General features: G+C 68.3%; 27 protein-coding genes. 6 read left to right on the top strand and 21 right to left on the bottom strand.

The annotated features are described in order from the left end of the window. Positions 1–2 precede the first annotated feature (2 nt). The 14 genes from ABZV40_RS20635 to eno form a co-directional block, all read right to left on the bottom strand. Positions 3–977, bottom strand: a complete 975-nt coding sequence (locus ABZV40_RS20635) for an ABC transporter permease (protein WP_355443595.1) — start codon at positions 975–977, stop codon at positions 3–5. Next, positions 970–1899, bottom strand: a complete 930-nt coding sequence (locus tag ABZV40_RS20630) for an ABC transporter permease (RefSeq protein WP_355443593.1) — start codon at positions 1897–1899, stop codon at positions 970–972. Before ABZV40_RS20630 ends, ABZV40_RS20635 begins: the two co-directional genes overlap by 8 nt. Positions 1900–2051: 152 nt before the next feature. Then, positions 2052–3680 (bottom strand): ABC transporter substrate-binding protein, encoded by a 1629-nt coding sequence (locus tag ABZV40_RS20625; protein ID WP_355443591.1) that lies wholly within the window; start codon positions 3678–3680, stop codon positions 2052–2054. 176 nt (positions 3681–3856) lie between these two features. Beyond that, positions 3857–4798, bottom strand: coding sequence for a Ppx/GppA phosphatase family protein (locus ABZV40_RS20620; protein WP_355443588.1), 942 nt, complete (start codon positions 4796–4798; stop codon positions 3857–3859). Between the two features lie 8 nt (positions 4799–4806). Beyond that, entirely contained in the window at positions 4807–5364 is a 558-nt protein-coding gene (locus ABZV40_RS20615; RefSeq protein ID WP_355443585.1) for a GNAT family N-acetyltransferase, read from the bottom strand. Further along, the gene (locus ABZV40_RS20610) at positions 5351–5914 is read right to left on the bottom strand and encodes a GNAT family protein (protein ID WP_355443582.1); all 564 of its coding nucleotides are present in this window, start codon (positions 5912–5914) and stop codon (positions 5351–5353) included. Before ABZV40_RS20610 ends, ABZV40_RS20615 begins: the two co-directional genes overlap by 14 nt. Positions 5915–5955: 41 nt before the next feature. Further along, positions 5956–7758 carry a LamG domain-containing protein gene (locus ABZV40_RS20605; protein WP_355443579.1) on the bottom strand — a complete coding sequence of 601 codons (1803 nt, stop codon included), beginning with the start codon at positions 7756–7758 and terminating at the stop codon, positions 5956–5958. 218 nt (positions 7759–7976) lie between these two features. Further along, positions 7977–8462 (bottom strand): SUKH-3 domain-containing protein, encoded by a 486-nt coding sequence (locus tag ABZV40_RS20600; RefSeq protein WP_355443577.1) that lies wholly within the window; start codon positions 8460–8462, stop codon positions 7977–7979. Beyond that, entirely contained in the window at positions 8459–8668 is a 210-nt protein-coding gene (locus ABZV40_RS20595; RefSeq protein ID WP_355443575.1) for a DUF397 domain-containing protein, read from the bottom strand. The genes ABZV40_RS20600 and ABZV40_RS20595 overlap by 4 nt, the downstream gene beginning before the upstream one ends. A 13-nt stretch (positions 8669–8681) precedes the next feature. Next, entirely contained in the window at positions 8682–9512 is an 831-nt protein-coding gene (locus ABZV40_RS20590; protein WP_355443572.1) for a helix-turn-helix transcriptional regulator, read from the bottom strand. 102 nt (positions 9513–9614) lie between these two features. Continuing rightward, the gene (locus ABZV40_RS20585; protein ID WP_355443770.1) at positions 9615–10904 is read right to left on the bottom strand and encodes a lytic transglycosylase domain-containing protein; all 1290 of its coding nucleotides are present in this window, start codon (positions 10902–10904) and stop codon (positions 9615–9617) included. Between the two features lie 145 nt (positions 10905–11049). Further along, positions 11050–11553, bottom strand: a complete 504-nt coding sequence (locus tag ABZV40_RS20580) for a DUF501 domain-containing protein (RefSeq protein ID WP_355443569.1) — start codon at positions 11551–11553, stop codon at positions 11050–11052. Further along, positions 11529–12023 carry a septum formation initiator family protein gene (locus ABZV40_RS20575; protein ID WP_355443566.1) on the bottom strand — a complete coding sequence of 165 codons (495 nt, stop codon included), beginning with the start codon at positions 12021–12023 and terminating at the stop codon, positions 11529–11531. Before ABZV40_RS20575 ends, ABZV40_RS20580 begins: the two co-directional genes overlap by 25 nt. Positions 12024–12035: 12 nt before the next feature. Continuing rightward, positions 12036–13322, bottom strand: coding sequence for a phosphopyruvate hydratase (eno, locus tag ABZV40_RS20570; protein WP_030467588.1), 1287 nt, complete (start codon positions 13320–13322; stop codon positions 12036–12038). A 274-nt stretch (positions 13323–13596) separates the two neighbouring features. Here eno and ABZV40_RS20565 point away from each other — a divergent pair, with 274 nt between their 5' ends. Both ABZV40_RS20565 and ABZV40_RS20560 read left to right on the top strand, forming a co-directional pair. Then, on the top strand, positions 13597–14943 hold the full coding sequence (locus ABZV40_RS20565) for an endonuclease (RefSeq protein ID WP_355443563.1): 1347 nt from the start codon (positions 13597–13599) through the stop codon (positions 14941–14943). A gap of 99 nt (positions 14944–15042) precedes the next feature. Next, positions 15043–15744 carry an alpha/beta hydrolase gene (locus ABZV40_RS20560; RefSeq protein ID WP_355443560.1) on the top strand — a complete coding sequence of 234 codons (702 nt, stop codon included), beginning with the start codon at positions 15043–15045 and terminating at the stop codon, positions 15742–15744. On the opposite strand, the gene ABZV40_RS20555 is transcribed toward ABZV40_RS20560, so the two are convergent. The 4 genes from ABZV40_RS20555 to ABZV40_RS20540 are packed head-to-tail and all read right to left on the bottom strand — an operon-like array spanning position 15729 to position 19305. Continuing rightward, positions 15729–16469 (bottom strand): SDR family oxidoreductase, encoded by a 741-nt coding sequence (locus ABZV40_RS20555; RefSeq protein WP_355443557.1) that lies wholly within the window; start codon positions 16467–16469, stop codon positions 15729–15731. The two genes, ABZV40_RS20560 and ABZV40_RS20555, sit on opposite strands and share 16 nt — an antisense overlap. Positions 16470–16527: 58 nt before the next feature. Continuing rightward, entirely contained in the window at positions 16528–17223 is a 696-nt protein-coding gene (locus ABZV40_RS20550) for an SDR family oxidoreductase (protein ID WP_355443554.1), read from the bottom strand. A gap of 50 nt (positions 17224–17273) precedes the next feature. Beyond that, positions 17274–18812: a BTAD domain-containing putative transcriptional regulator gene (locus tag ABZV40_RS20545; protein WP_355443551.1), complete on the bottom strand. Its 1539-nt coding sequence runs from the start codon at positions 18810–18812 to the stop codon at positions 17274–17276. Between the two features lie 43 nt (positions 18813–18855). Continuing rightward, positions 18856–19305 (bottom strand): Lrp/AsnC family transcriptional regulator, encoded by a 450-nt coding sequence (locus tag ABZV40_RS20540; RefSeq protein ID WP_355443547.1) that lies wholly within the window; start codon positions 19303–19305, stop codon positions 18856–18858. A gap of 50 nt (positions 19306–19355) precedes the next feature. Here ABZV40_RS20540 and ABZV40_RS20535 point away from each other — a divergent pair, with 50 nt between their 5' ends. Genes ABZV40_RS20535 through ABZV40_RS20525 form a run of 3 tightly spaced genes read left to right on the top strand, consistent with a single transcriptional unit; the run spans position 19356 to position 21799 of the window. Next, positions 19356–20474, top strand: a complete 1119-nt coding sequence (locus ABZV40_RS20535; protein ID WP_355443544.1) for a MalY/PatB family protein — start codon at positions 19356–19358, stop codon at positions 20472–20474. Between the two features lie 49 nt (positions 20475–20523). Beyond that, positions 20524–21417 (top strand): DMT family transporter, encoded by an 894-nt coding sequence (locus ABZV40_RS20530; RefSeq protein ID WP_355443541.1) that lies wholly within the window; start codon positions 20524–20526, stop codon positions 21415–21417. Between the two features lie 10 nt (positions 21418–21427). Beyond that, on the top strand, positions 21428–21799 hold the full coding sequence (locus tag ABZV40_RS20525; RefSeq protein WP_355443539.1) for a tetratricopeptide repeat protein: 372 nt from the start codon (positions 21428–21430) through the stop codon (positions 21797–21799). A 98-nt stretch (positions 21800–21897) separates the two neighbouring features. Here ABZV40_RS20525 and efeB read toward each other — a convergent pair whose 3' ends face one another. The 3 genes from efeB to efeU are packed head-to-tail and all read right to left on the bottom strand — an operon-like array spanning position 21898 to position 25093. Continuing rightward, positions 21898–23139, bottom strand: coding sequence for an iron uptake transporter deferrochelatase/peroxidase subunit (gene efeB, locus ABZV40_RS20520; protein ID WP_355443536.1), 1242 nt, complete (start codon positions 23137–23139; stop codon positions 21898–21900). Next, entirely contained in the window at positions 23136–24257 is a 1122-nt protein-coding gene (gene efeO, locus ABZV40_RS20515) for an iron uptake system protein EfeO (protein WP_355443533.1), read from the bottom strand. Before efeO ends, efeB begins: the two co-directional genes overlap by 4 nt. Positions 24258–24268: 11 nt before the next feature. After that, a complete protein-coding gene (gene efeU, locus ABZV40_RS20510; RefSeq protein WP_355443530.1) occupies positions 24269–25093 on the bottom strand; it encodes an iron uptake transporter permease EfeU in 825 nt (274 codons plus the stop codon). Positions 25094–25224: 131 nt separating this feature from the next. On the opposite strand from efeU, the gene ABZV40_RS20505 reads away from it, so the two are divergent. Next, the gene (locus ABZV40_RS20505; RefSeq protein WP_355443527.1) at positions 25225–26031 is read left to right on the top strand and encodes a murein transglycosylase; all 807 of its coding nucleotides are present in this window, start codon (positions 25225–25227) and stop codon (positions 26029–26031) included. The last annotated feature ends 1 nt before the right edge of the window (position 26032 follow it).

Here is a 26032-nt window from a genome sequence, read left to right as displayed (position 1 = left end):
CCCTATCGGGACTTGGGGTCGAGGGCGTCGCGCACGGCGTCGCCGAGCATGACGAAGGCCAGCACGGTGACGGTGACGAAGCCCGCGGGGAACAGCAGCATGTGCGGTGCCGACTGGAAGTAGTCGCGCGACTCCGAGATCATCACGCCCCACGACACGACCGGCGGCCGCAGGCCGATGCCGAGGAACGCGAGCGTCGCCTCGGCGCCGATGAACGCGCCGAGTGCGATCGTCCCGTACACGAGCACCGGGGCGATCGTGTTCGGCAGCAGGTGCCGGAAGACGATGCGCATCGGCGACGCGCCGAGGCCGCGCGCGGCCTTGACGTAGTCCTGCTGCTTCGCGACCAGCGTCGCGGAACGCATGATGCGCATGACGACCGGCCACGACAGCACCGCGATCGAGAGCACCACCTGCGTGACGATCCGGACGACGCCGGGGTTCTCGTTCGGGGCGTTCAGCGTGGTCAGGATGACGATCGCGCCGAGCACGAACGGGATGCCCGCGAAGATGTCCGCGAACCGCGACAGCAGGCTGTCGATCCACGTCTTCGCGTAGCCCGCGATGATGCCGACGAACGAGCCGATGATCACGGTCAGGATCGTCGAGAAGATGCCCACGAGCAGCGACGCACGGGCGCCGTACATGGCGCGGGCGTACACGTCGTAGCCCTGCAGGTCGTAGCCGAACCACGCCTCGGCGGACGGCTTCTGCAGGGACTTGTCGAGGTTGGCGTGACGCGGGTCGACCGACGTGAACAGCGACGGCCAGATCGCCATCACCACGACGATCAGGATGATCACCAGCGAGATGATGAACGTGGGCTTGCGCCGCAGCTCGCCCCACGCGTCGCTCCACAGCGAGCGAGGCTTGCGCTGCTTCTGCGACGAGTCGTCGACGTGGCTGAGCTGGTCCACACCGGCCGCCGCGGCCGCCTCGAGTCCGGTGCCGCCGGACACGGATCCTGGGTCACTCATAGCGAATCCTCGGGTCGAGAACGGCGTACAGGAGGTCGACGAGCAGGCTCGCCAGCAGGTAGACGAGCACCAGCAGGGTCACGATGCCCGTGACCATGACGCCTTCCTTCTCCTGGATGCCGCGGAAGATCAGGCCGCCGATGCCGTTGATGTTGAACACGCCCTCGGTGACGATCGCGCCACCCATGAGGCTGCCGAGGTCGGTGCCGAGGAACGTGATCACCGGGATCAGCGAGTTGCGCAGCAGGTGGACGCCGACGACGCGGGTCTGCGGCTGGCCCTTGGCGATGGCCGTGCGCACGTAGTCGGAGCGGCGGTTCTCCACGATGCTCGTCCGCGTCAGCCGGGCGACGTAGGCCATCGAGAGGCTGCCGAGCACGAAGCCGGGGAGGATGAGCTCCCCGATCGTCGGATCCGCGCCGACGGACGTGTCCATGATGTCGAAGCCCTGCGGGCCGAGGTAGAGCCGCAGCACGAAACCGGTGACGAACACCGGCAGCGAGATCAGGAACAGCGTCGACACCAGGACCAGGTTGTCGAGGAAGCCCTGCCTGCGCAGACCGGTGAGGACGCCGGCGATGATGCCGATGACGGCCTCGATGATCACCGCGATGATGCCCAGCTTGAAGGTGATGGGCCACGAGATGGAGATCTGCTCGCCGACGGACACACCGTTGAACGTGGTGCCGAAGTTGCCGGTCAGCAGGTTGCCGAGGTACTTGAAGTACTGGACCAGCAACGGGTCGTTGAGGTTGAGCTTCTGGCTCATCTCCGCGATGTAGGACGGGTCGCACGGCCGTTGACCGCACTTGCCGGAGAACGGGTCCTGCGGAATCGCCCAGACCAGGGCGTAGATCAGAAAAGTGGTCCCCAGGAAGACCGGTATCAGCTGCAGCAGACGGCGCAGCACATAGCGACCCATGAGGTCGGCTCCTTGCGTGGTGGGGGGCGCCGGAACCTGAGCCCGAACACCCCTCCGGCCTCGCGTCCGCAACGCTTGGCGGACGCGAGGCCGGAAAGGTCACTGCTCGGACATCACTTGCTCAGGTTCTCAACGTGTGCTTCGGCGGTCAGCTACTTGGCCTTGACCCGGAACGCGGCGAGCTCGGCGTCGCGCTTGAAGGTCAGCTTGGCGGCGAGGAGGTTCTTCGACCGCGCGCCGATGCCCTTCTCGTTCCAGGTCGGGATGGACGGCATGTCCTTCGCGACCTGGTCCTCCGCCTGCTGGTACAGCTTGATGGCCTCGTCCGGGTTGGCCGTGCCGTCAGCCTTCTCCAGCAGCGAGTCGACCGTCGGGTTCGAGTAGTTCGAGTCGTTCGAGGAACCACCGGTGCGGTACAGCGGGTTCAGGAAGTTCTCGATCGACGGGTAGTCGGCCGACCAGTCGGAACGGGCCATGCCGGTCAGCTGCTTGCCGTCGACGATCTGGCGGAACGCACCGAAGTTGGTGGCACCGACGAACTCGCACTCGACACCCAGCGCCTGCTTGATGCTGTTGCACACCGCCTCGAGCGGCTCCTTGCGGCCACCGTCCTGGTTGGACTGGATGGTCAGCTTGCCGGTGAAGCCGGACTCCGTGAGCAGCTGCTTGGCCTTCTCCGGGTTGTACTTGCAGTACTCGCCGCAGACGCCGTCGCGGTGACCCTTGATGCCGGGCGAGACCCAGCCGTCGGACGGCACGTAGGAGCCGGCCAGCACGGTCTTGGTGATCTGCTCGCGGTTGATGGCCATCGAGATGGCCTGGCGGAGCTTCACGTTGTCCTTGAACGCCGGGATGTAGTACGGCAGGGCGATGGCGCTCTGGCCCAGCAGGTTGGCGTTCAGGACCTGGTCACCGAGGTCCGCCTTGTACTTCTCGCCGACCTTGGCCGACGGCGGCAGGGCCTCCATGAAGTCCAGCTTGCCCGCGACCAGGTCCTGGTACGCGGTCTCCTGGCTGGAGTAGATCTTCACGTCGAGGGTCTTGAAGTGGACCTGGTTCTCGAGCTTGTAGTCGTCGAAGCGCTCGAGCTTGATCAGCGAGTTCGGCGTGCGGGAGACGAACTTCATCGGGCCGTTGCCGATCGGCTTCGCCTCGAACGCCTTCGGGTCCGCGAAGAACGCGTCCGGCAGCGGCGAGAACGGCTGGTAGCCGATCATGATCGGGAAGACCGAGTTCGGCGCGCTCAGCGTGACCTCGAACTCCGTGTCGCTGACGACCTTGAGGCCGGACATCTTGTCCTTGGCCGGCTTCGCCTTCTCGTCCTCGGGGTGGACGTCCTTGTAGCCCTCGATGGGCGCCATGAACGAGCTGGCCTGCTGCGCGTTCGGCGAGTACGCGGCGTAGTTCCAGGCGTCGACGAAGTTCTTGGCCTTCACCTCGGTGCCGTCGTGGAACTTCTGGCCCGGCTTCAGCTTGATCTTGTAGACCTTGGCGTCGCTCGACTCGACCGACTCCGCGGCCAAGTTGTACGTGGAGCCGTCCTCGGGCTTGTACCCCACCAGACGCGTGAACAGCGCGTCGGTGATCTTGCTACCGCCGGCCTCGGTCGTGTTGGCCGGGAACAGCGTGCTCTTCGGCTCGGTGCCGTAGATCGACACGGTGCCGTCCGGGTCTTCCTTGCCCCCAGCAGTGGACGAACCCCCACCGCCGCCACCGCACGCGCTGAGCGTCATGGCCAGCGCGGCTGGCACAGCCACCCACGCAACCCGTGATCGCGACATCAGTCTCTCCCGCCTTTCCCCGGCGTCGCCGCAGTTATTGCGTGCGCACGCCTCCCCGGGAGGTCTCGTCCACCTCCCAAAACGTGAGAGGACGTTAACCGGGGTGTCCAGGAGTACGCGCATCGAAAGCGGTTACAAACTCGTCACGATCACCTCAAGTCGACCTTAATTCGACTCTAGACCAGCGAAAACGCGATGCCGTCGAGGATGTCGTGCTCGCTGCACACGAGCGCGCGAATACCCGCGCGATTCGAGAGCTCCTCGGCAATCGCACGCAGAACCAGCGCTCCACCGCAGATGACGTCCACCCGTCCGGGGTGCATGGGTCCGAGCGAGGCACGCTCATCATGCGTCATGGAGAGGATACTGTGCGTGATTTCCCGAACATTGTCAAGTGTGATTCGGCTGAGGTGAATATCGTCGCTGTTGTACACCTCCAGCCCCTGGACCAGGGCTGACAACGTCGTGACGGTGCCGGCGACGCCAATCCACGTCCGGGTCTTCTCGACCGGGACGATCTCGAACGCCGCTTTGATCTGCTCGCGCGCAAACGCTTCCGCCTCGGCGATCTCGTCCTTCCCCGGCGGATCCGACTTGATGAACCGCTCGGTCAGCCGGACGCACCCGATGTCCATCGACCGCGCGGCCTCGACCTCCGTGCCGGTGCCGAGGACGAACTCGGTGCTGCCACCACCCAGATCGGTGACGAGGAAGGGTCCCTCGTCCGGGTCAAGATCGGCCACCGCGCCGAGGTACGACAGCCGCGCCTCCTCGTCCCCGGTGATCACCTCCGCGGGCGCGCCGAGAACCGCCTCGGTCATGCCGAAGAACTCGTCGCGGTTGCTCGCGTCCCGCGTGGCACTGGTGGCCACCATCCGTGCCCGCTCGACTCCCTTGCGTTGCATCGTGCGCGCGTAGTCCTCTAGGGCTGCTTTGGTGCGCTGGATCGCGTCGGGGTGCAACCGCCCGGTCGCGTCGACCCCCTGCCCGAGCCGGACGATCTTCATCTCGCGGTGCACGTCCCGCAGCCACGCGGTGCCGTCGTCCCGCAACGTCACGTCGGCCACGAGCAGCCTGATCGAGTTGGTCCCGCAGTCGATGGCCGCAACGCGCGACATGGTCACCCCTACCTGTTGTGCCGGTACTCCTCGGCAAGCATGGCGTAGACGTAGAGGTCGCCCCACTCGCCCTGGAGGATCCCGAAGTCCCTGAAGTGCGCCTCCCTGCGCATCCCCAGCCGCTCCATCAACCGCCACGACGGCTCGTTGCGCGGATCACACTGGGCGACGATCCGATGCAGCCCGAACTCCTCGAACCCGAGCCGCAGCATCCGTTCCGCGGCCTCAGTCGCGTAGCCCTTGCCCTGGAAGTCGGGATGAAGGCTGTAGCCGATCTCGCCTTGGCGGTCGACCTCGCTGCGCCACTTGAGCACGACGTCACCGACGACCCGTCCCTCCGGCAGCTGCACGGCCAGCGCGATCCGCTGCCCCTCTTCAGCCAGCTCCGTCTCGTTCGCCCGCCTCTCGAGCAGCTCCGCACAGGCCTCGCGGTCCGCCGCGACGTTGTAGAGGTAGCGGAGGACGTCCGGGCGCAAGCGGTAGGCGACGAAGTCGTCCAGGTCCGCGGGTTCGAACGGCCGCAGGACGAGCCGGTCCGTCCTCAGTGGATAGTCAGGCTTGAGCACGCCGGCACTCCCCTTCGAGCATCGCGTAGACGTAGAGATCTCCCCACTCGCCCTTGAAGATCTCGTTCTGCCGGAAGTGCGCCTCCCTGCGCATCCCCAGCCGTTCCATGAGCCGCCACGACGGCTCGTTGCGCGGATCGCACTCGGCGACGATCCGGTGCAGCCCGAGCTCCTCGAACCCGAGCCGCAGCATCCTGGCTGAGGCTTCGGTGGCCAGCCCCTTGCCGCCGAACTCGGGGTTGAAGCCGTAGCCGATCTCGCCCTGCCGGTCCTGCGCGCTGAGCGACTTCAGGACGACGTCGCCGACCACCCGCCCGGCCTCCGGCCAGTAGGCGGCCAGCGAGATCCCCTGCCCCTCCTCGGTCAGCTCGGTCTCGGCCATCCGCTTGGCGAGCAGTTCCGCGGCCTTCTCGCGGTCCACGGCCTCCCCGTAGAGGTAGCGGTAGACGTCCGGGCGCGAGCGGTAGGCGTAGAAGTCGTCGAGGTCGGTCGGCTCGAACGGCCGCAGGACGAGGCGGGCGGTCCTCAGCGGGTAGTCAGGCTTGAGCACGCCCTCACCCTGCCAAGAACCGCCGCCCCACGCCTCGCGATTTAGTGCTGGGACGACGAATACAGCTTGAAGACGTCGTCCGCGTCCATCACTCCGGAGTAGACACGTACGTCGTCGACGTCGCCGACGACACCACGTCCGACCTGCAGTTCACCGGCGCCGTCGAACGTCTGAGGGCCGGCCTGCACGCTGTCCGACGCATCGCTCCCGACGTACAACATGATCTTGCCGGTAGCCGCGTCGTACGTGGCCACGAGTTGCTCCCACCTGTTCGCCCTGGCAGGCGAGTGGGAGAGCGCGACCGTGCCGTCCGCCAGCTGGAATCCCCACCTGCCGGTGTCCGGCCGGTAGCCCAGCACGAACGGAGAACCCGCCATGCTCACGACGGTGTCGGCCGTGCCGCTGAAGTCCCCGTGCCGCACCCAGGCGGACACGGTGAACGACCGGTCGGTGCGCAGGTTCGCCGGACGCGGCGCCGTCATCTCACCGGTGGCGGCTTCACCGAAGCGCAACCACTTGTCCGTGCTGGCCCAGACCTGGTTCGGGTCAAGGGGATCGGCGGGTGTGCTCCCCCAGCCGACGCTGCCGGACAACGTGCCGTTCTGCCCACTGACCTCGTCCTTGGTCGTGGTGCCGGTGAGCTCGTCCATGCTGTAGCGGGCACGCAGCGCCACGAGGTTGCTCTGCTTCGCCGCTTCTGCCGCGCTCAGCGCGCGATCCCACACCTGGACGTGGTCGATCGTGCCCGCCACCTGCCCGACCCGCGCGCCACCGCTCTTGCCGGCACCGACCACGAAAGGTCCAGGCGCACCGGTGAGCGTCACGGCCGTCGTGCTGCCGAGCTTTCCGTTGACGTACAAGGAAACCTTGCTCGCCTCGTACACACCCACCAGGTGAGTCCACACCCCGACCGTCGAAGGATCGGCCGAGTACCGCAGCACGAAGCCGCTCTCCTGCTCACCGTCCTGGCTCGCGACGGTGTACGGGGTGTTCGCAACATCGAGCTTCACCCACGCCGACACGGAGAACGCGCGCGAGGTGTCCACGAGCGCGGACTCGGTGGTGGAGAACGAGTTCGTGTTGTTGACCTGACCGTTCTTCGAGTAACCCTCGCCGAACGTCGCACCGTTCAGCGTCAGCGAATGGCCGTTGCCAGTGCTGTCGGCCGCGACCGTGCCACCGGTCTCGTCGAAGTTCCACACCGCCACCGGAGGCGTGGCCCTGGGCGCGTCCGCGACCCTGAACAGGTAGGTCTGCGTCGGAGACGGGTGTCCGGCCTTGTCGTACGAACGGACGTAGAGCACGTTGAGGCCACTTCCCGTCGGCGTGATCGGCACGTCGACCGCACCGCTCGCCTCGACCCGGTTGGCGAAGGTGTCCGTGTTCAGCGACCACCCGTAACGGACGACATCCGTCGAACCGTTGGGAGAGAACGTGAAGACGCCGGTGCGACCGGGGGCGCCGTTGAGTCCGCTCGTCGGGTAGTCCGTCGACGACACCACGGGTGCGTTGGGAGCAACAGAGTCCACCTGGAACTCGCAGGCGCCGACCCACTTCGACCGATGCTTGCCGTCGCTCGCGCGGATGTCCCAGCGGTAGACGGTGTCGTCCACGAGAACGCCCTGCGGCAACGTCACTTGGGCGAACGAACCCGACGGCACGTCCTTCGCCGTCAACTCGGTGACGCGCGTCTCGCCTGCGCGCACCACGAAGTCCGCGCTCAGGAACTGGTTGTCCCCGGACAGCTTCGCGCGCAGCCTCGGCGTCTGCGTGGCCAGGACGGGCCGGTCGACCCCGGCGCGGCAGGGCAACGCGTCCGCGCCGTTCGGCCCCCACCCCTCCATCCCGAGATCGGTCGGTGGGTTCGGACAGGCTGCGGCGCTCGCGGTGGTTGAGCCGAAGAGCATGACGGCAGCAGTGAAAACGGGCAGAGCAAAGCTCCGCCTCGTGGCGTTGAGCATCTATCCCCCCACCGCCGATCCCCGCCGGCAGTCTGTTCGATGGTCCCCCGACCCGTGCTGGAGCAGCATGGACGAATCCATCAGGAAAGGGAATACCTCGGTCAGAGGAACTTCGCCGCGGACCGAACCCCGCTGTTCACTCCTTCGCAGACCAGGTCTCCGGCATGTACCTCGAGCTCAGGGCACTCCAGGTCGGCGTCACCGGAACCGAACCGCGCCAGCCAGTCGGCGACGAGGTAGATCTCTCCGCGCTCGTCGATGCCGAGGAAGAACCTGCCGTGGTCGAGCTCTCCCAGCGGCGCGATGACTCGGCCGATCGTCTGTCCCCATTCTCCGAACCGGTCGTCCTCGCCGATGGTGAGAAGGGGACCGAACTCGAACGGCTCCCTCGCGCGGGAGCGTCCCGGCCCGGACTGCTCGACGGACGGACCGCCGAACTCCGCGAGAAAGCGCTCGGCTGCTTCGTGGAAGACGAACCCCGGCTCCTCCAGCGGAGCCCGCCAGACCGCGGTGTCGACCGTCCTGCCGGGGTACCAGCCCGCCTGCCTCAGCGTTTTCTCGGACTCTGGCGAGAACCTCGGGCTCACGGAGCTTTCACGAGGTGAAGGAATGCCGACCACGCCTTCTCCGACACGGGGAGGTGGGTGGAGGGGGCCTTGCTGTCGCGGATGCCGATGCCATGGCCGATCTCGACGCAGTCACTCGACTCAGGGCTGTAAGAGCTCTTACGCCAGCTCACCTCGACACAATCACTCGCCGAGGGGCTGTAGCTGCTCTTGCGCCACGTCGACATGCGGTACGCCTCCTCAGGAGAGCAAGGTAGTGATCAACCTCCTCGATTGTTCCGCATCCAAGGCTTCGTCATCCAGACGTTTCAGCACTTCGGCGTAGGTGGCCAACGATCCCTTGTCCTCCAAGAAGAGGCAGGAGTTCTGGCTCTCGATGTAGATGACCGGCTCGAACTTCTCGTAACTGAGCTGAAGGAACGAGCCGGACAAGCCCGCGTGCGCGCCGATGGCGATCGGCACGATCCGGAACGAGATGTACCTGCGCACCGACATCACCATGATGTGGTTCAGCTGTGCCAGCATGACGCTCGGACCGCCGACCGGCAGCCGGAGCGCCTGCTCGTGCACGTGGAAGACGAACTCGCGACCAGGCTTCAGGATCGCCTGACGGTCGAGCTTCGCCCGGATCAACGCGTCGATGTCCGCGGGCTGGATCTTGGCTGACTTCTCGCTGGCCGCACGGATGTAGCCGGCTATCTGGAGGTGGCCCGGCACGAGGTTCATCGACCACACGGTGATCTTGCTGGCGAGCCGTTCCTGGTTGATCAGCGAGTGCACCTGGTCCGGTACTCCGTCCTCCGGGAACAGCAACCAGCCCTTCTCTCGGGACTCCCGGAACAAGGCGATCAGACGCTCGACCTCGGCGGCGGGCACGCGGCAGTACGAGAGCAGCCGCACGAGGTCGACCTCGCTGACGCCGCCCTTGCCCTGCACGAGGTCGGAGATCTTGGCTTCCTGCCAGCCGAGCAGTTCGGCGAGCATCCGTTGCGTCAGACCGCTCTGCTCGATGGCGGTGCGGACTCCGTTGCCGAACTCCCGGCCCACCACGCTTGAGTTGCGCTTCGGCATGGAAAGGAAGCTAGGAGACGGACTCCCCTTCACTCCAACGTTTCTACCCGAATCGCCCCGAACGAAGTACGACTTGGAAGCGTGCCAACGCGACACGCCGGGCTAGCTCGGCGTGCTCGTTACCAGGCTGTGCGTCGTCGTCGACTGCGCTGAGCTGCCACCCGTCGAGGACTTCTCGGTCGCGGAGGGGGACGAGGTGGCCGAGGTGGAGCGGGAGGTGTCGGACGACTGCTGCGGCGGGTTGGACGACGTGGTGGTCGTGGTCGTAGTGGTCGTCGTCGAGGACGAGGACGGGGGCTCCGACGAGACCGGCGGGCACGACGTCGACGTGGAGGACGGTGCCGAGGAGGACGTGGACGTCGACGTCGTGGTGGAGGTCGGCGTCGGGCAGTTCGGGGTCGGAGGGGTGGTCGTCGTCGTGGTGGTGGACGACGGCGGGGTCGACGAACCGGGATTGCCGCCCGGGTTGTTACCGGGGTTGCTGCCGGGGTTGTTCGGCTTCGGGTTCTGCACGTTGTTGCCGGTGTCGGGCAGCGACGGCAGGGCGTTGACGTTCTCGCTGTACTCCTTGGCCCACTTGAGGACCGTCTGGACGTACGTCGTGGAGTTGTTGTAGCGGAAGACGGCCTTGGCGCGGTCTTCCTGCTTGGTCATGTCGCCGCCGGCGGCGCAGAGGTAGCGGCCTGCGCCGAGCGCGGCGTCGTAGACGTTGTTCGGGTCGACGTTGCCGTCTTCGTTGCCGTCCGCGCCGAAGGTCGCCCAGGTGGAGGGGATGAACTGCATCGGGCCCACCGCGCGGTCCCAGGCGGTGTCGCCGTCGAGGCGGCCGCCGTCGGTGTCGCGGATGGCGGCGACGCCGGGTGAGCCGTTCAGGACCGGGCCGAGGATCTTGGGGGTGGCGTCGCCGGCGGCGTTCACGCGGCCGTTGTTCGCGTGGTTGGACTCGATCTTGCCGATGCCGGCGAGCAGCGCCCAGTCGAGTTTGCAGCCGGGGACCAGCTGGGCCATCTTGTCCTCGGCGCGGAGGTAGGCCTCCAACACGATGCCGGGGATGTCGTAGCTGCCGGGGAAGTCGTCGATAGCGCTGCCCGGGTCGTGGTCGAGGTTGTCGTCGATCTTGCCGTCCTGGAGGTCGGCGAGCAGGGCCGCGCTCAGCTCTTCGGAGAGCGGCAGGCGGCCGGACGCGCCGAGCTCGGACGGGTCGCGCTTCAGGGCGCCGTAGACGTCGGCGGGGCCGAGGCTGACGGCGATGGTGTTGTGCTTCGAGAGGTTGACCCAGTCGACGAGCTTGGTGCCGACGATCATGGTGGGGGCGAGCATCGCAGCCAGCGCGGCCACGGCGAAGCCCTTTTGCCTGGGGCTCAGCACCGACGGACCGCGCAGCTTGGCCATTGCCACGAATACTCACCTCTCGTGCATCATCGCGGCTCGCCGTCCTGCAGTTACGGCGAACGCCCCCGGTACTTCCACCCTGCCCGACTCCGAAGCCTAGGTGTACCCAAGACGGAGTGAAGCGTCTGTTCGGTTCCCTTGACTGTTAACTGGCCGAGCAGTCACCTGTCGGCCACAGGCCCTGCTCCGTCAAGATCGCCAGGGCCTCGTCCCCCATGGGATTGACCCCGGGGCCCTTCGCGAGGGCATGAGCGACGTGCACGTGAAGGCACTTGACTCTGCCCGGCATGCCGCCCGCGGTGACCTGGGTGCCCAACGACTCGATGGCGTCCCTCTCCGCGAGGTACGACTCGTGCGCGCGCAGGTAGGCCGCGGCGAGCTCGGCGTCGGTCTCCAGACGCTCGGTCTGCTCCTTCATCAGCCCACCGCTCTCCAGCGTGCTGACCAGCGAGTTCAGCTTCGGGCAGGTCAGGTAGTAGAGCGTCGGGAACGGTGTCCCGTCGGGCAACCGCGGGTTCGTCTGGACGACGTTCGGGTGCCCGCTGGGGCACCGCGAGGCGATCGCACGTGTCCCGCGCGGCGTGCGGCCGAGCTGCTGAGCGACCGTTTCCAGGTCAGCAGCACTTACTTGTGCGTCACCGATTCCCACAGTTCCTCGTACCAAGACCCTTGTGCCGCGGGCTTGCCCGACGGCCTCTCCGATTCAGTGTTGCGGCTCTCGTCGCCCGGCAGCTGCACGATGTAGGGCGTCTCGCCCGGCCGCACCCAGTGCAGCCGCTTGCGCGCCTCGATCTCCACGTACGCCGGGTCCTGCAGCTGCGCCTTGCGCTGTTCCAGCGCGGAGACCGTCTCGCGCAGCTTCTCCTGCTGGGCTCCCACGTCGCGCAGCTCGTCGCGTTGCGAGAGGTAGGTCCGCAACGGGACCGCGATGCTCAACGCCAGTGCGCACAGCACCATCGCGAACATCGCGGCCCGCCGCGTACCGGTCATGCCGAACGCGCCACCCGTGCCGTCACTGCGCCGCGTGGGCGCCTTGGGACGCGGTGGCTTTCGAGCGCGCGCGGGCCGCGCCTCCCGCTCTTCGCGGGGGCGGCGGGGACGACGCGCGCGCTCGGCCATGGCTGAAGCTTCTCAGCTCTCCGGCGTGTAGCGCGGGAACGCGAGCTCACCGGCGTAGCGCGCCGCGTCACCGAGCGACTCCTCGATGCGCAGCAGCTGGTTGTACTTCGCGGTGCGCTCACCACGCGCCGGGGCACCGGTCTTGATCTGGCCGGCGCCGGTCGCGACGGCGAGGTCGGCGATGGTGGTGTCCTCGGTCTCGCCGGAGCGGTGCGACATCATCGACTTGTAGCCGTAGGACGTCGCGAGTGACACCGCGTCGAGCGTCTCGGACAGCGTGCCGATCTGGTTGACCTTCACCAGCAGCGCGTTGGCGGCGCGGCGGGAGATGCCCTCCTCCAGGCGCTCCGGGTTGGTGACGAACAGGTCGTCGCCGACGATCTGGACCTTCTCGCCCAGCTCGGCGGTCATCTGCACCCAGCCGTCCCAGTCGTCCTCGGACAGCGGGTCCTCGATCGACACCAGCGGGTAGTCGCGGACCAGCTCGGAGTAGTAGCCGATCATCTGCTCGGCCGAGCGCTTCGACTTCTCGAACGTGTAGGCGCCGTCGGAGAAGAACTCGGTCGCGGCCACGTCCAGCGCGAGCGCGACGTCGCGGCCGGCCCGGTAGCCCGCCTTCTCGATGGCCTCGAGGATCAGGTCGAGCGCGTCGCGGTTGCTGGACAGCGACGGCGCGAAGCCGCCCTCGTCGCCGAGGCCGGTCGCGAGACCCTTGCTCTTCAGCACGGACTTGAGCGCGTGGTAGACCTCCGCGCCCCAGCGCAGACCCTCGCGGAACGTCTCGGCGCCGATCGGCGCGATCATGAACTCCTGGATGTCGACGTCGGTGTCGGCGTGCGCGCCACCGTTGAGGATGTTCAGCATCGGCACCGGCAGCACGTGCGCGTTCGGGCCGCCGACGTAGCGGAACAGCTCCAGCCCGGACGACGTGGCCGCGGCCTTCGCGACGGCCAGCGACACGCCGAGGATCGCGTTCGCGCCCAGGCGGGACTTGTCCGGCGTGCCGTCCAGGTCCACGAGCTTCTGGTCCACGACGCGCTGCTCGACGGCCTCGATGCCGACCAGCTCGGGCCCGATCTCGTCCAGCACCGCGGTGACCGCGCGCTCGACGCCCTTGCCCAGGTACCGCTTGGCGTCGCCGTCCCGCAGCTCCACCGCCTCGTGCTCACCGGTCGACGCGCCCGACGGAACGGCCGCGCGCTCCAGCGTGCCGTCGTCCAGCGCCACCTCGACCTCGACGGTGGGGTTGCCGCGCGAGTCCAGGATCTCGCGTGCTCCGACCTGCTCGATGACCGCCACTTGCGCTCCCTGTTTCTCCTGCGTCTCGTCTCGCGACGAGCCTACTTGGACCCACTGACAGGCAAGGGCCCGACACCGTCGGACCACGTCACGCCGACCGCGCCTGCCTACTGAATCGTGCCAGACGACAACGGTCTCCAGCGATGACCGCCGTTCGGCCTACCCCACCAGGCGGTTTCAGACCCATGAACGCGAAATTCATTCACTATCCATTCCGCAGGCGCGCGGGTGGGCCCTACATTCTCGCCAGCAGCGGCACGAAGAAGGGCCCATCATGCGACGAACCCTGGTTGGCGCAGTAGCGGCGGCACTCGCCTCGACCGCCATCGCGGTACTGCCGACCACCCCCACAGCCTCCGCGGCGGAGGCGGGCACGTTCACCGCCATGACGTACAACGTCGCCGGACTGCCGGAGTCGCTGTCGAGCGCGCCGACTCCCCGCGTGCCCGCGACGACGGCGATCGGCCGGCGGATCGGACCGTACGACATCGTCCACGTGCAGGAGGACTTCAACTACCACGCCTACCTGTACGCCGAGAACAACCACGAGTACCGCACCGCGACCAGCGGCGGGGTGCCGGTCGGCAGCGGGCTCAACACGTTGTCCCACAAGCCGTTCGACCAGGACGACTTCGAGCGGGTCAAGTGGAACGACTGCTACATCGACAGCGGCGACTGCCTGACGCCCAAGGGCTTCACGTTCATGCGGACGCGGCTGGCCGAGGGCGTGTACGTCGACTTCTACAACCTGCACGCCGACGCGGGCGACTCCAGCGGTGACCTGAAGGCGCGGGCGTCCAACTTCGCCCAGCTCAGCTCGTTCATCCAGAGCCACTCGGCCGGCAACGCGGTGGTGGTCATGGGTGACACCAACGCCCGCTACACCCGCAACGTCGACGGCACGACGATCCGCAACTTCGCCGCTGCCAACGGTTTGACCGACCCGTGGGTGCAGCTCGTCCGCGGTGGCAACGCCCCGGCGGAGGGCAGCGCCCCCGTGTTGTGCGACAACGCCAACCCCACCACCGACTGCGAAGTCGTCGACAAGTACTGGTACCGCGGCAGCCGGGCCGTCACGCTCACCGCGACCTCGTACGCCAACAAGCACACCGACTTCCTGCAGGACGGCACCGGCAAGATGCTGTCCGACCACTTCCCGCTGGCCGTCGGGTTCAGCTGGTCCACCAACCCGGCGTACCAGTTCAGCGAGCAGTTCGGCGGCCCGCACGGCAACTACTTCAACGACGTCGACCGCGTCGCGCCGGGTGCCAGGGCCACCGAGATCTCACTGCGGAGCGACGCCCGTGTCGACCAGATGGGCGTGACGCTGGCCGACGGAACGAGGCTGTCCCACGGCGGGGAGGGCGGTTCTTACTCGTCACTCTCCTTGGGCAGCAACGAGTACGTGAACAGCGCGTACCTCTGCCAGGGCAGCAAGAACAACCACACGCGGGTGTTCTACGCGAAGTTCACCACGAACCTCGGACGCACGCTCGAAGGCGGCAGCACCACCTCGGACTGCGTCACCCGCACCGCGCCCGCCGGCTGGCAGATCGCCGGCTTCACCGGCCGCGCCGACGCCGAGGTGGACAAGATCGGTTTCATCTACACGCGAAACTGACCGCTCCCCCGCTCGCTGTCGATGAACGGCGCATTTGTCCATCTGAGGTGGACAAATGCGCCGTTCATCGAGCACTGGGCGCGCACTACGCTGTCCGGCGTGCTTCATGTCGAACGTGGTGGAGACGGACCGCTGCTCGTGTTGCTGCACGGCCTGGGCGCGACGGGCGAGGTGTGGCAGGACGTCGTGAAGGACTGGCACGGCAGCTGGCTCGTGCCGGACCTGCCCGGTCACGGTCGCAGCAAGCCCGTCGCGCGCTACTCGTTCGGCTCGTTCGCGGCGGCGGTCGCCGAGGTGGTTCCCCACCGACCGGTGACCGTCGTCGGGCACTCGCTGGGCGGCGTGGTCGGGCTGGCGCTGGCGAGCGGGTGGTTCGGCGTCGACGTGACCACGTGCGTCGGCGTCGGGATCAAGGTGCGGTGGACCGACGAGGAACTGGCGAAGGCCCAGGCCCTCGCGGCCAAGCCCGCCAAGGTCTTCGCCACCGAGGCGGAAGCCGTCGAGCGGGCGTCGAAGATGGCGGGCGTGCCGCTGCGGCACGGCGTGTCCGAAGTGGACGGTGGCTGGGCGCCCAGCCTCGACCTGAGGGCCTTCGGCGTCGGACGGCCGGACCTGCCCGGTCTGATCATGGCGGCGAAGGGCCGGATCGTGCTGGCGGCGGGTGAGAACGACCCGATGTGCCCCCGGGAGCACCTGGAGGAGCTGGTGCCCGAACCGGTGGTGTTCCCCGGTGCGGGCCACAACGTGCACGTCGAGTCGCCCTCGTCCCTCTCCCCGCTGCTGGCTCAGGTCGCGACGTAGCCACCGTCGGCGGTGAGCACCGCGCCGGTGATGTAGCTGGACCGGTCGGAGGCCAGGAACAGCACGGCCTCCGCGATCTCCTCCGGCTCACCCGCACGGCCCAGCGGCACACCGCTGGTGATCTCCTCGAACATCTCGCCGACGCTCGTGACCGCCATCTCGGTGGCGATCGGGCCGGGCGCCACGGAGTTGGCGCGCACGCCCGCCGCACCGAACTCGACCGCCCACGAGCGGGTCAGGGCGTCCATCGCCGCCTTGGAGGCGTTGTAGACGGAACCGACCGGCGTGCCGATCTGCCCGGCCACCGACGAGACGTTGACGATCGAACCCTTCTTCTTCGCGACCATCGCCGGCGCGAGGGCCGCCGTGAGGAAGTAGGTGCCGCGGACGTTGACGTCGAAGACCTGCTCGTAGGCCTCGACCGACTGCTCGGGGGTCGGCGCGAACGGGAAGATACCCGCGTTGTTCACCAGCACGTCGACCTCACCGACCTCGTCCGCGAGCCTGCGCACGTCGTCGAGGTTCGCGACGTCCGACACGATGAAGTGCCCGGTGCCGCCGGCCTGCTCGATCAGCGCGACGGTCTCCTTGCCGAGCTCGGCCCTGCGCCCCGTGACGTAGACGGTGGCACCCGCCTCCGCGAGCTTGACCGCGATCGCGCGGCCGATGCCCGACGTGGCTCCGGTGACGAGTGCCTTCTTGCCTTCAAGCTCCTTGGTTGACATGTCTACGAATCTGCCGACGTCAGATCATTTCGGCATAAATTCCAGATATACGCCCAGGTCAGGTCGCCATGACACCGCCGTCCGCGGTCACGATCGAGCCGGTGAGGAAGCTCGACCGCGGTGAGGCGAGGAACAGTACCGCCTCCGCGATCTCCTCCGGCTCGCCCGCACGGCCCAGCGGTGTCGGCGCCACGACGTGCTCGATGGCGTCGCCGAGGTTCTCCCGGACCCTCTCGGTGCGGGTGAGGCCGGGTGCCACGGAGTTGACCCGGATGCCGTGGCCGCCGAACTCCACCGCCCAGCTCAGCGTCAACGCGTCCAGCGCGGCCTTCGACGCGGCGTAGACGGACATGTGCGGCGTGCCGGTGCGCGCCGTCACCGACGAGATGTTGACGATGCTGCCGCCGCCGTTCGCGATCATCTTCGGCACCAGCGCGGCGGTGAGGAAGTACGGCCCGCGCACGTTCACGTCGAAGACCCGCTCGTAGGTCTCGACGTCCTGCTCGACCGTCGGCCCGAACGGGAAGATGCCCGCGTTGTTGACCAGCACGTCGATCTCGCCGACCTCGTCCGCGAGCCTGCGCACGTCGGCGAGGTCACCGAGGTCGGCGACGACGTGGTGGGTGTCACCGAAGCCGGCCCGGCGCCCCGTGGTGAAGACCGTCGCGCCCGCCTCGGCGAGCCGCACCGCCACCGCCCTGCCGATGCCGGAGGTCGCCCCGGTGACGAGTGCTCGTCGTCCCTTGAGTTCCATGGCGCTGACGGTTCCGGCGGTTCGTCGTCAGGCCGTGAACGAAGAATGAATCAGCCGGTCAGCGCGGGTGTGCGCCAGCCGAAGTAGATCCGCACGAGCCGCGGCAGCCGGTACCGGCCGAGCACCAGCGGCTCGATCAGGTGCACGTCGGCGAGCGACTCCAGCACGTACTCGATCGCGCCGGGCTCGACGCCCGCCATCTTCGCCGCCGCGCACACGTCGATCACCTCGGCGTCCTGCCGGGCGAAGCACTGCAGCAGGTGCCGTTCCTCGTCGGTGAGCTGCTCCTCCGCCCTGACCAGGGGAGCCAGCACCGCCCGGCAGTCGGACGGGACGGCGTTGCCGATCTTGGTCTCCCGGTCCATCTGGGCGATCAGCATCGCGAGCGTCCAGTTCGGACGGGCGGAGAGCTTGCCGCCGACCACGCGGATGGCGTTCGGCAGGTACGACATGCGGCTGAGCACCTCGTCCGCCTGCTGCGGCTCCGCGTCGATCCGGGCGGGGTCGAGAACGCCGCGGAAGAACTCCCGCGCCTCGCCAGGAGTGAGCCCGGCGATCTTCAACCAGGTCACGCCGGGCAGCTCGTTCAGCCGCCGGACGCTCGTGAGGATCATGGCCGAGCCGGGCAGGGCGAGGTCGCGGACCGAGGTCGCGTCCTGCACGTCGTCCACGACGATCAGGAACCGCTTGCCGCGCGCTTTCTCCCGCCACAGCGCGGCCTTGTCGCCGTTCGGGTTCTCCACGCCGACCGCGCGCAACAGCTCACCGGCCACGTCCTTGCCGCGCACGAAGATCTGACCGTCCCTGAAGCGGTTCTTGACGAGGTGCCCGATCCGCGTGGCCAGCGCGGTCTTCCCGCTGCCGTTCATGCCGGTGATGCCGATCGTGCCCGGCAACGTCCGGAGGGCCTGGGCGATCTCCTGCGCGCGCCCGGCGAAGTCGGCGAGGTCGGGCGGCAGCTGTTCCGGGCGGCGGGGCAGGTGGAGATCGCCCCTGAGGATCTGCGCGTGGATCTCGCGCAGCTCCGGGCCCGGCTCGAGACCGAGCTCCTCGTTCAGCAGTGCGCGCGCCTGGTGGAAGTGGTCGAGCGCTTCGGCCTGCCTGCCCTCCAGGTAGAGCGCGCGCATCAGCAGCGCACGCGGTCGTTCCCTGAGCGGGAAGGCGGCGACGTGCTTCTGCAGCTCCAGCACGTCGAGCTCACGTTCGAGGCAGTCCTCGCGCGCCTTGAGGCGGTAGTCGCGCAGCCGCACCCGTTGCGCGTCGAAGTAGGCGCCTTGGAGGCCCTCCAAGGGCTCGCCGCCGCACTCGTCGACGATCTCCGCGCGCACCACGTACCCGCCGTCCTTGGACTTCAGGTTCAGCTCGGGCAGCATCTTGCGGATCTTGTACATGTACGTCCGCAACGCCATGACCGCACTCGGCGTCGGATCGTCCCAGACCATGCCGACGATCTGGTCGTTGCTCAGCCGGATGCCGTTGTTCAGCAGCAACGCGGCCAGGACCGCCCGCTGCTGGCGCGGCCCCAGGTCGATCTCCTCGTCGTCTCGCCAGGCTCGTACCGGACCCATCAGTGAGAAGCGCAGGCTCATGCAACGGCACAACGCTCGCGCGCATTCCCCGCTTCCCCCGACGTCAGGGGTGGGCGGGCAACGGGCGCGGCTCGATCACCTGCTTCATCACGATGGTCGACGTCAGCCCGCGCACGCCCGGCAGCTTCGCCAGCGTCTCCTCGTAGAGGCGCTGGTAGGACACGAGATCCGGGGTGACCACGCGCAGCAGGTAGTCGGGGCTGCCGAACAGCCGTTGCGCCTCCACGACGTTCGGCACGCCGGCCAGGGCGCGGTCGAAGTCGGCCATGGTGTCCAGCCGGAGCTTGACGAAGACCAGCGCCTCGAAACCGAACCCGACCGCGGCGGCGTCCACCACCGCGCGGTAGCCGCGGATGACCCCGTCGCGTTCCAGCTCGCGCAGGCGCCGCTGGCAGCGCGAGATGCTCAGCTGCACCCGCTGGGCCAGGTCGGTGACGGTGATCCGGCCGTCGCGCTGCAGTTCAGCAAGAATTTTGCGATCCACGGCGTCCATGAGCAAACAACGCAAACACCTTGCCGCCGAGTTCCCCTAGCTTTTGCTGCATGAACCCGTTACGTCAGCTCTCCCTGGACCAGCTGAGGCGACGCACCAGCATGAAGTGGCGGCACTACCCCGAGGACGTGCTGCCCTTGTGGGTGGCCGAGATGGACGTCCTCCTGGCCGAACCCGTCGCCCGCGCGATCACCGACGCCGTGGCGCTCGGCGACACGGGTTACCCCTGCGGGACCGCCTACGCAGAAGCTCTGGCCGAGTTCGCGAAGAGCCGCTGGGACTGGGCACCCGCCGTCGAGCACACCGCGATCGTGCCGGACGTGATGCTGGGCGTCGTCGAGATGCTCCGGCTCGTCTCGCACCGGGACGCGCCGGTGGTGGTCAACTGCCCGGTCTACCCGCCGTTCTACCAGTTCGTCGAGTCGCTGGGCCGCACCGTGGTGGAGGCTCCGCTCGACGAAACCCACCGGATCGACTTCACCGCGCTGCGGGACGCGTTCACCAGGGCGGGTAAGGGCGCGGTGTACCTGCTGTGCAGTCCGCACAACCCGACCGGCACGGTGCACACCGGAGCCGAGCTCGCGGAGGTCGCGCGGCTGGCGCGTGAGCACGGCGTGCGCGTGGTGGCCGACGAGATCCACGCACCGATCACGACCGCGAAGTTCGTGCCGTACCTCAGCGTCGCCGACGACGGGCTGTCGTTGATGTCGGCCTCCAAGGCCTGGAACCTGGCCGGGCTCAAGGCCGCGCTCGCGATCGCCGGACCGGCGTCGGCCGAGGACCTGAAACGGCTGCCGGAAGAGGTGAGCCACGGGCCGAGCCACGTCGGGATCCTCGCCCACACGGCAGCACTGCGGCACGGCGGCGACTGGCTGGACGCGCTGCTCACCGGGCTGGACGAGAACCGGCGACTGCTCGCCGACCTGCTGGCCGCGCAGCTGCCCGGCGTGCGCTGGACGCCCGGCCAGGGCACGTACCTGGCGTGGCTGGACTGCCGCGGGCTCGGCCTCGGTGACGACCCCGGCAAGGTCTTCCTGAAGAACGGCCGGGTCGCGCTGAACTCCGGGATCCCGTTCGGCACCGGCGGCAAGGGGTTCGTGCGGATGAACCTCGCGACCTCACCGGAGATCATCACCGAGGCGGTCCGGCGGATGGCGTCCGTGCTGTAGATCGGAACGGGACCTCGTGCGCGACGGCACCGGCTGGTAGTCCTGAGCCGTGCGGATCAAACCCGGTTTCGCGGCGGGCACGGTGCTGGTCTGGGCCTCCGGTTACCCGGTGGGCGCGCTCGCCGTGGCCGTCGCTCCTCCGTTCCTCATGACCACCATCCGCTTCGCGCTCGCCGCCGCCCTGATGGCGCTCGTGGCCCTCACGACCGGCGCGAGCCGGCCACGCGGCCGGCTGCTCGTCCACACGTGCGTGGCGGGCCTGCTGGTGCAGGCGGGCCAGTTCTCCGGCGTGTACCTCGGGCTGCGGCTGGGCGTGCCGGCGTCGGTCACCGCGTTGATCATCTCGTGCACACCGGTGCTGACGGCCGTGGTGGCAGCGGGTGTGTTCAGAGTCCGAATTGGACTCGCGCAGGTGCTCGGGCTCGCACTGGGCGCCGCCGCCGTGCTCACGGCGCTGTGGGACCGGCTGGCGTCGTTCGGGTCCGGCGCGATGTTCACCGTGCTGGGCATGCTGTGCTTCGTCGCGGGCGGGGTCCACCAGCAGAAGTTCTGCCGCGACACGGATTTCCGCAGCGGCAACGCCGTGCAGCACGCCGTGTCGGTGCCGGTGGTCGGTTTACTCGCGCTGACCGAGAACGCCGGGGTGACCGACTGGCGGCAGTTCTGGCCGGCCGTCGCGTTCCTGGTGCTGGTGAACTCGATGGGCGGGGCGTCGCTGTTCCTCGTCGGGGTGCGCGACGGTGGCGCGGCGGCCATGACCACGCTGTCCTCTGTGGTGCCGTCGGTGACGGCGTTGATCGCGTGGCCGTTGCTCGGACAGGTGCCGACGGCCGGGGTCGTGGCCGGGCTGGTGCTCGGGTTCGGGGCGTGCTGGCTCGGCACGACCACCCCGAAGGGTGCTGTCGCCCGGACGGCAGTCGAAGAACCCGCGAGCGGTGGGTAACGTTGATCGAATGACGGACAGCACCTTCGAGGCGTTCCGGAAGGCGGAGGCGTTGCTCGCGCAGCGTCGGCCTCTCGACGCGCTGCGTGAGCTGAAGCAGGTGCTGGCCGAGGCCGGGGAGGCGCCGTCGGTGCAGCTGCTGGCCGGCCGGGCTTATCTCGGGTCCGCGCAGCTCAACCGGGCCGAGGAAGCGTTCCGCAAGGTCCTCGACCTCGACCCGAGCGACCACTACGCGCGGTTCGCGCTCGGCAAGACGCTGCAGCGGCTGGGACGCCTCACCGAGGCGCTCGCCCAGTTGCGGATGGCGGTCGCGATGAACCCGTCACCCGAGTACCAGGAAGCGCTCGGTGAGGTCAAAGCCCGGATGGCCCTGGGCACCTGAACCCGGCTCGCGCTCGACCTCGATGAAGGGCGCCTTCATCGACGTGAGGTGGATGAAGGCGCCCTTCATCGAGCGCCCGGCGCGCCGGGTTCGGGGAACTAGCGGAACAGGCCCTGGCCCCAGAACTCGCCCTCCTTCACGCCCGGCGGCACGGCGAAGTGCGCGGAACCGGTGTGCTCCACGTACTCCATCATCTTGTCCTTTGTGGACAGCGCCTGCTGCATCGGCACGTAGTGCGTGCGCGAGTCGCGGCTGAACCCGAGGAAGAACAGGCCGGCGTCGAGGTGTCCGAGCCCGTCCGAGCCGTCGGTGAAGTTGTAGCCGCGGCGCAGGATCCGCACGCCGTTCAACGACTCCGCCGACGCGAGCCTGATGTGCGAGGTCTCGCCGATCAGCGGAACGCCACCGGCGCCCCGGACGTGCAGGTCGGGCTCGTCGAACTCCTTCTGCTGCCCGAGCGGTGCGCCCTCGCCCTTGGTGCGGCCGATGATCTGCTCCTGCTCGGTGAGCGAGGTGCGGTCCCAGATCTCGATGTGCATGCGGATCCGGCGCGCCACCAGGTACGTGCCGCCGCGGATCCACTCAGGCCCCTCGGTGACCCACACGTGGTCGCGCAGCAGGTCGGTGTCCTCGGCCTTGATGTTGCGGGTGCCGTCCTTGAACCCGAACATGTTGCGCGGCGTGACCTGCGAGCGCGTGGTCGACGACGTGCGGCCGAACCCGAGCTGCGACCAGCGCACCGCGACCCGGCCGAACCCGATCCGGACCAGGTTGCGGATCGCGTGCACGGCGACCTGCGGGTCGTTCGCGCACGCCTGGATGCAGATGTCACCGTTGGAGCGCAACGGGTCCAGCTGGTCCTGCGGGAAGCGCGGCAGGTCGATCAACGCCTCCGGCCGTTTGTCCTTCAGCCCGAACCGGTCGTCGAACAGCGACGGTCCGAAGCCGATCGTCAGCGTCAGCGCGGACGCGGGCAGGTCGAGCGCCTCGCCGGTGTCCTTGGGCGGTGCCGCGGCGTTGCCGCCGACCGCGCCGTTCTCCGCGGCCTCCTGGCCGGCGGTCATCCGCTCCGCGGCCACGGTCCACTGCTTGAGCAGGTCGATCAGCTCGTCGCGGCTGGTCGTCTTCACGTCCAGCGCGACGAAGTGCATGTGGTCCTGCGCGGGCGTGGTGATGCCCGCCTGGACCTCACCGCGGAACGGCACCTTCGCCGCGGCGACGTTCTCGACCTCCGGCGACTGCTTCGTCGCGAACGCTCCGGCAGCGGCACCCGCGCCCGCGAGCGCCACACCGGCGCCTGCGAACCCGAGCAGCCTGCGCCGGGGAACCCCTGTCGTCACTTGGCCGACACCACCTCTGCGACCTTGCTGACCGGCTCGCCGAGTGCGTCGACGACTTCGGCCAGCGCCTTGACCTCGTCCTGCGACAGCTCCTGGTAGGACTTGAAGCCGTCACCCTTGCGGTGCTTCTCCAGCGCCTCGTCGAGCGCCTTGAACTTTGCATCCAAAGTGGACACGAGCGCCTTGTCCTTCTGCTCCACGGCCGGGCGCAGCGCGGCGATCGCGGCCTGCGAGCCGTCGACGTTGGCGCGGAAGTCCCACAGGTCGGTGTGCGAGTAGCGGTCCTCCTCACCGGTGATCTTGCCGGTGGCGACCTCGTCCAGCAGCTCCTTGGCACCGTTGGCCAGCTCGACCGGCGTCAGCTCGACCGTCTTCGCCTTGGCCACGATCTCCTTGACGTCGGCCAGCAGCTGGTCCGCGATCTTGTCGGAGTCGGCCTGCAGCCCGGAGGTCCACAGGTCCTTCTCCAGGCGGTGGAAGCCGGTGAACGCCTGACCGTTCTCGATCTTGTCCTCGCGGCCGTCGATCTTGGGGTCGAGGTCGCCGAAGCTCTCCGCGACCGGCTCGATGCGCTCCCAGTAGGTGCGCGCCACGGGGAAGAGCGCCTTGGCGTCGTCGACCTTCTTGGCCTTGACGGCGTTGACGAACTCCTCGGTCTTGGCCCCCAGCTGGTCGGCCTGCGAGGTGACGTAGCGCTGGTAGCTCTTGGTCGCCTCGCCCAGCAACGCGTTGCCGTCGCTCGACTTCTTGCTGTCACCGGTGACCGTGAAGTCGCCGCGGATGCCGTCGCCCTTCATGCCGGGCTTGCACGCGGTCTGGAACTTGCCCGGCTCCGTGACCTCGACGATCAGCTTCCGGCTGAGACCGGGCCCGATGTTCTCGACCTCGCCGAGGATCCGGTCGCCCTCCGCGTAGAGGTAGAACTCGGTCACCTTGGCGCCCTTGTTGGTCACCTCGAACGTGACGGGGCCGGTGCTCGCCTCGGTCTTGGACACCTTGCACGCGTCGTCAGTCGCCTCGACAGCGATGGCCCCACTCGCGTTGTTCGCGGGTTTGCCGCTGCACGCCGCCAGCACCGCGAGCGAACCGAGAATCACTACTGCCTTGCGCACGGTCACAACTCCATTGATCAGTTGGCCACGGCGGCGCGACGGCGCGGCCGGATGAGGAACACGGACAGAACAACGCCCACGTAGGAGACCCACGCGATGGCCTGCAGCACGGACGTGCGCTGCGAGTAGTTGAAGAACCCCTTGAGCAGCGCCCCGTACCAGGAGTCCTCGGGCACGGTGCCGCTGATGTCGAACGCCAGCGTGTTCAACCCCGGCAGGATCGCCGCCTCCTGCAGGTCGTGGATCCCGTAGCTGAGCACCCCCGCGGCCACGAAGACGAGCAGCACACCGGTGACGCTGAAGAACTTGCCGAGGTCGAACCGGATCGCCCCTTGGTACAGCAGCGCCGCGATCACCACCGCCACCAGGATTCCCGCCAGGAACCCGAACAACGGCTCGGTGGTGCCCCCACCGGCGGCCTGCACGCTGGAATAGAAGAAGACGGCCGTCTCCAGCCCTTCCCGGCCAACGGACAAAAGGGACACAACGACGATGGCCAGCGGCCCGACCTTGAGCGCCTCGTCCATTTTGCCGCGCAGCTCGGCCGCGATCGTCTTGGCCGCCTTGCGCATCCAGAAGATCATTCCGGTGACGAACGCGACCGCAATGATCGACATCGTCCCGCCGAACGCCTCCTGCTGCTCAAAGCTCATCCCGGCAGCGCTGAAGGTGATGATCGCCCCGGCCGCCACGGACAGTGCCACCGCGGTCACCACGCCGACCCAAACCCACTTGAGCGCGTACCTTCTGTCCGTTTTCACGAGGAATGCGATCAAGATGCTCACCACGAGCGCGGCCTCGAGGCCTTCCCGTAGCCCGATCAGCCCATTGCTGAACAACATCTCGACGCCCTCCACAAATTAGGTCGGCCTTATTTAAGGTAAGCCTCACCTGTATGTCCAGCCGCCATCAGTGCCGGTTTCATCACGCTTGGCCCCGTCGGCGGCTCCGAGGAACCCGTAGCCTGGGTTTCGTGGTCCCGCCGCCGCCCGTGAAAACCCACGTCCGCCGCCCCGCCTACGGCAACGTCATCGGCCGCATCGTCCTGGTGCTGCTGCTGGTCGTCGTGGTGGCCGCGGGCGCCTGGGCCCTGGGCGCCCTGAACCGAAGGGACACCGCGCCACTGGGCCCACCTCCGTTCCTGGTCCCGATCCAGGACGTGGAACCAGGCGCCGCCGCACCGGGGCCGGCCGCCGTAGCAGGCGCGAACCCCCTGAACGAGTGGGCGACCAGAGTCGCCTCGAAGACCGACATCCCAGTACGAGCCCTGCAGGCCTACGCCGCCGCCGACCTGGCGATGCAGCGCGAAGCCCCCGCCTGCCGAATCTCCTGGGCCACCCTGGCCGGCATCGGCCGGGTGGAGTCCCGCCACGGCACCATCAACGGCACCCGCCTGCAGGACAACGGCCTCCCCAGCCGCCCGATCATCGGCATCCCCCTCGACGGCTCCCCCGGTGTCCGAGCCGTCAAGGACACCGACGGCGGCCGCCTCGACGGCGACCCGACCTGGGATCGCGCGGTGGGCCCGATGCAGTTCATCCCGGGCACGTGGAACCGCTGGGCCAAGCGCGCGGCGGAAGACGGCCTTCCCCCGGACCCGCAGAACATCGACGACGCCGCCCTCACCGCCGCGCGCTACCTGTGCGCGGGCGGATCCCGCGACCTGGGCACCGGCCAGGGCTGGTGGGCGGCGGTGATGGCCTACAACAACTCGGTGGAGTACGGCCAGAACGTCTTCAGCGGAGCTGACGCCTACGCGAGGGCAAGCGCGGCTCAGTAGC

Source organism: Lentzea sp. NPDC004782 (assembly GCF_040609115.1).
Lineage (GTDB): Bacteria > Actinomycetota > Actinomycetes > Mycobacteriales > Pseudonocardiaceae > Lentzea.
This window is presented reverse-complemented; position numbering and strand designations above follow the sequence as displayed.

Bases quoted from the DNA above. Each gene is read 5' to 3' on its own strand.
- ABZV40_RS20635 (WP_355443595.1), bottom strand. From the start codon at position 977: ATGAGTGACCCAGGATCCGTGTCCGGCGGCACCGGACTCGAGGCGGCC.
- ABZV40_RS20630 (WP_355443593.1), bottom strand. From the start codon at position 1,899: ATGGGTCGCTATGTGCTGCGCCGTCTGCTGCAGCTGATACCGGTCTTC.
- ABZV40_RS20625 (WP_355443591.1), bottom strand. From the start codon at position 3,680: ATGTCGCGATCACGGGTTGCGTGGGTGGCTGTGCCAGCCGCGCTGGCC.
- ABZV40_RS20620 (WP_355443588.1), bottom strand. From the start codon at position 4,798: ATGTCGCGCGTTGCGGCCATCGACTGCGGGACCAACTCGATCAGGCTG.
- ABZV40_RS20605 (WP_355443579.1), bottom strand. From the start codon at position 7,758: ATGGAGGGGTGGGGGCCGAACGGCGCGGACGCGTTGCCCTGCCGCGCC.
- ABZV40_RS20595 (WP_355443575.1), bottom strand. From the start codon at position 8,668: ATGTCGACGTGGCGCAAGAGCAGCTACAGCCCCTCGGCGAGTGATTGT.
- ABZV40_RS20590 (WP_355443572.1), bottom strand. From the start codon at position 9,512: ATGCCGAAGCGCAACTCAAGCGTGGTGGGCCGGGAGTTCGGCAACGGA.
- ABZV40_RS20585 (WP_355443770.1), bottom strand. From the start codon at position 10,904: ATGGCCAAGCTGCGCGGTCCGTCGGTGCTGAGCCCCAGGCAAAAGGGC.
- ABZV40_RS20575 (WP_355443566.1), bottom strand. From the start codon at position 12,023: ATGGCCGAGCGCGCGCGTCGTCCCCGCCGCCCCCGCGAAGAGCGGGAG.
- ABZV40_RS20565 (WP_355443563.1), top strand. From the start codon at position 13,597: ATGCGACGAACCCTGGTTGGCGCAGTAGCGGCGGCACTCGCCTCGACC.
- ABZV40_RS20555 (WP_355443557.1), bottom strand. From the start codon at position 16,469: ATGTCAACCAAGGAGCTTGAAGGCAAGAAGGCACTCGTCACCGGAGCC.
- ABZV40_RS20550 (WP_355443554.1), bottom strand. From the start codon at position 17,223: ATGGAACTCAAGGGACGACGAGCACTCGTCACCGGGGCGACCTCCGGC.
- ABZV40_RS20545 (WP_355443551.1), bottom strand. From the start codon at position 18,812: ATGAGCCTGCGCTTCTCACTGATGGGTCCGGTACGAGCCTGGCGAGAC.
- ABZV40_RS20540 (WP_355443547.1), bottom strand. From the start codon at position 19,305: ATGGACGCCGTGGATCGCAAAATTCTTGCTGAACTGCAGCGCGACGGC.
- ABZV40_RS20535 (WP_355443544.1), top strand. From the start codon at position 19,356: ATGAACCCGTTACGTCAGCTCTCCCTGGACCAGCTGAGGCGACGCACC.
- ABZV40_RS20525 (WP_355443539.1), top strand. From the start codon at position 21,428: ATGACGGACAGCACCTTCGAGGCGTTCCGGAAGGCGGAGGCGTTGCTC.
- efeU (WP_355443530.1), bottom strand. From the start codon at position 25,093: ATGTTGTTCAGCAATGGGCTGATCGGGCTACGGGAAGGCCTCGAGGCC.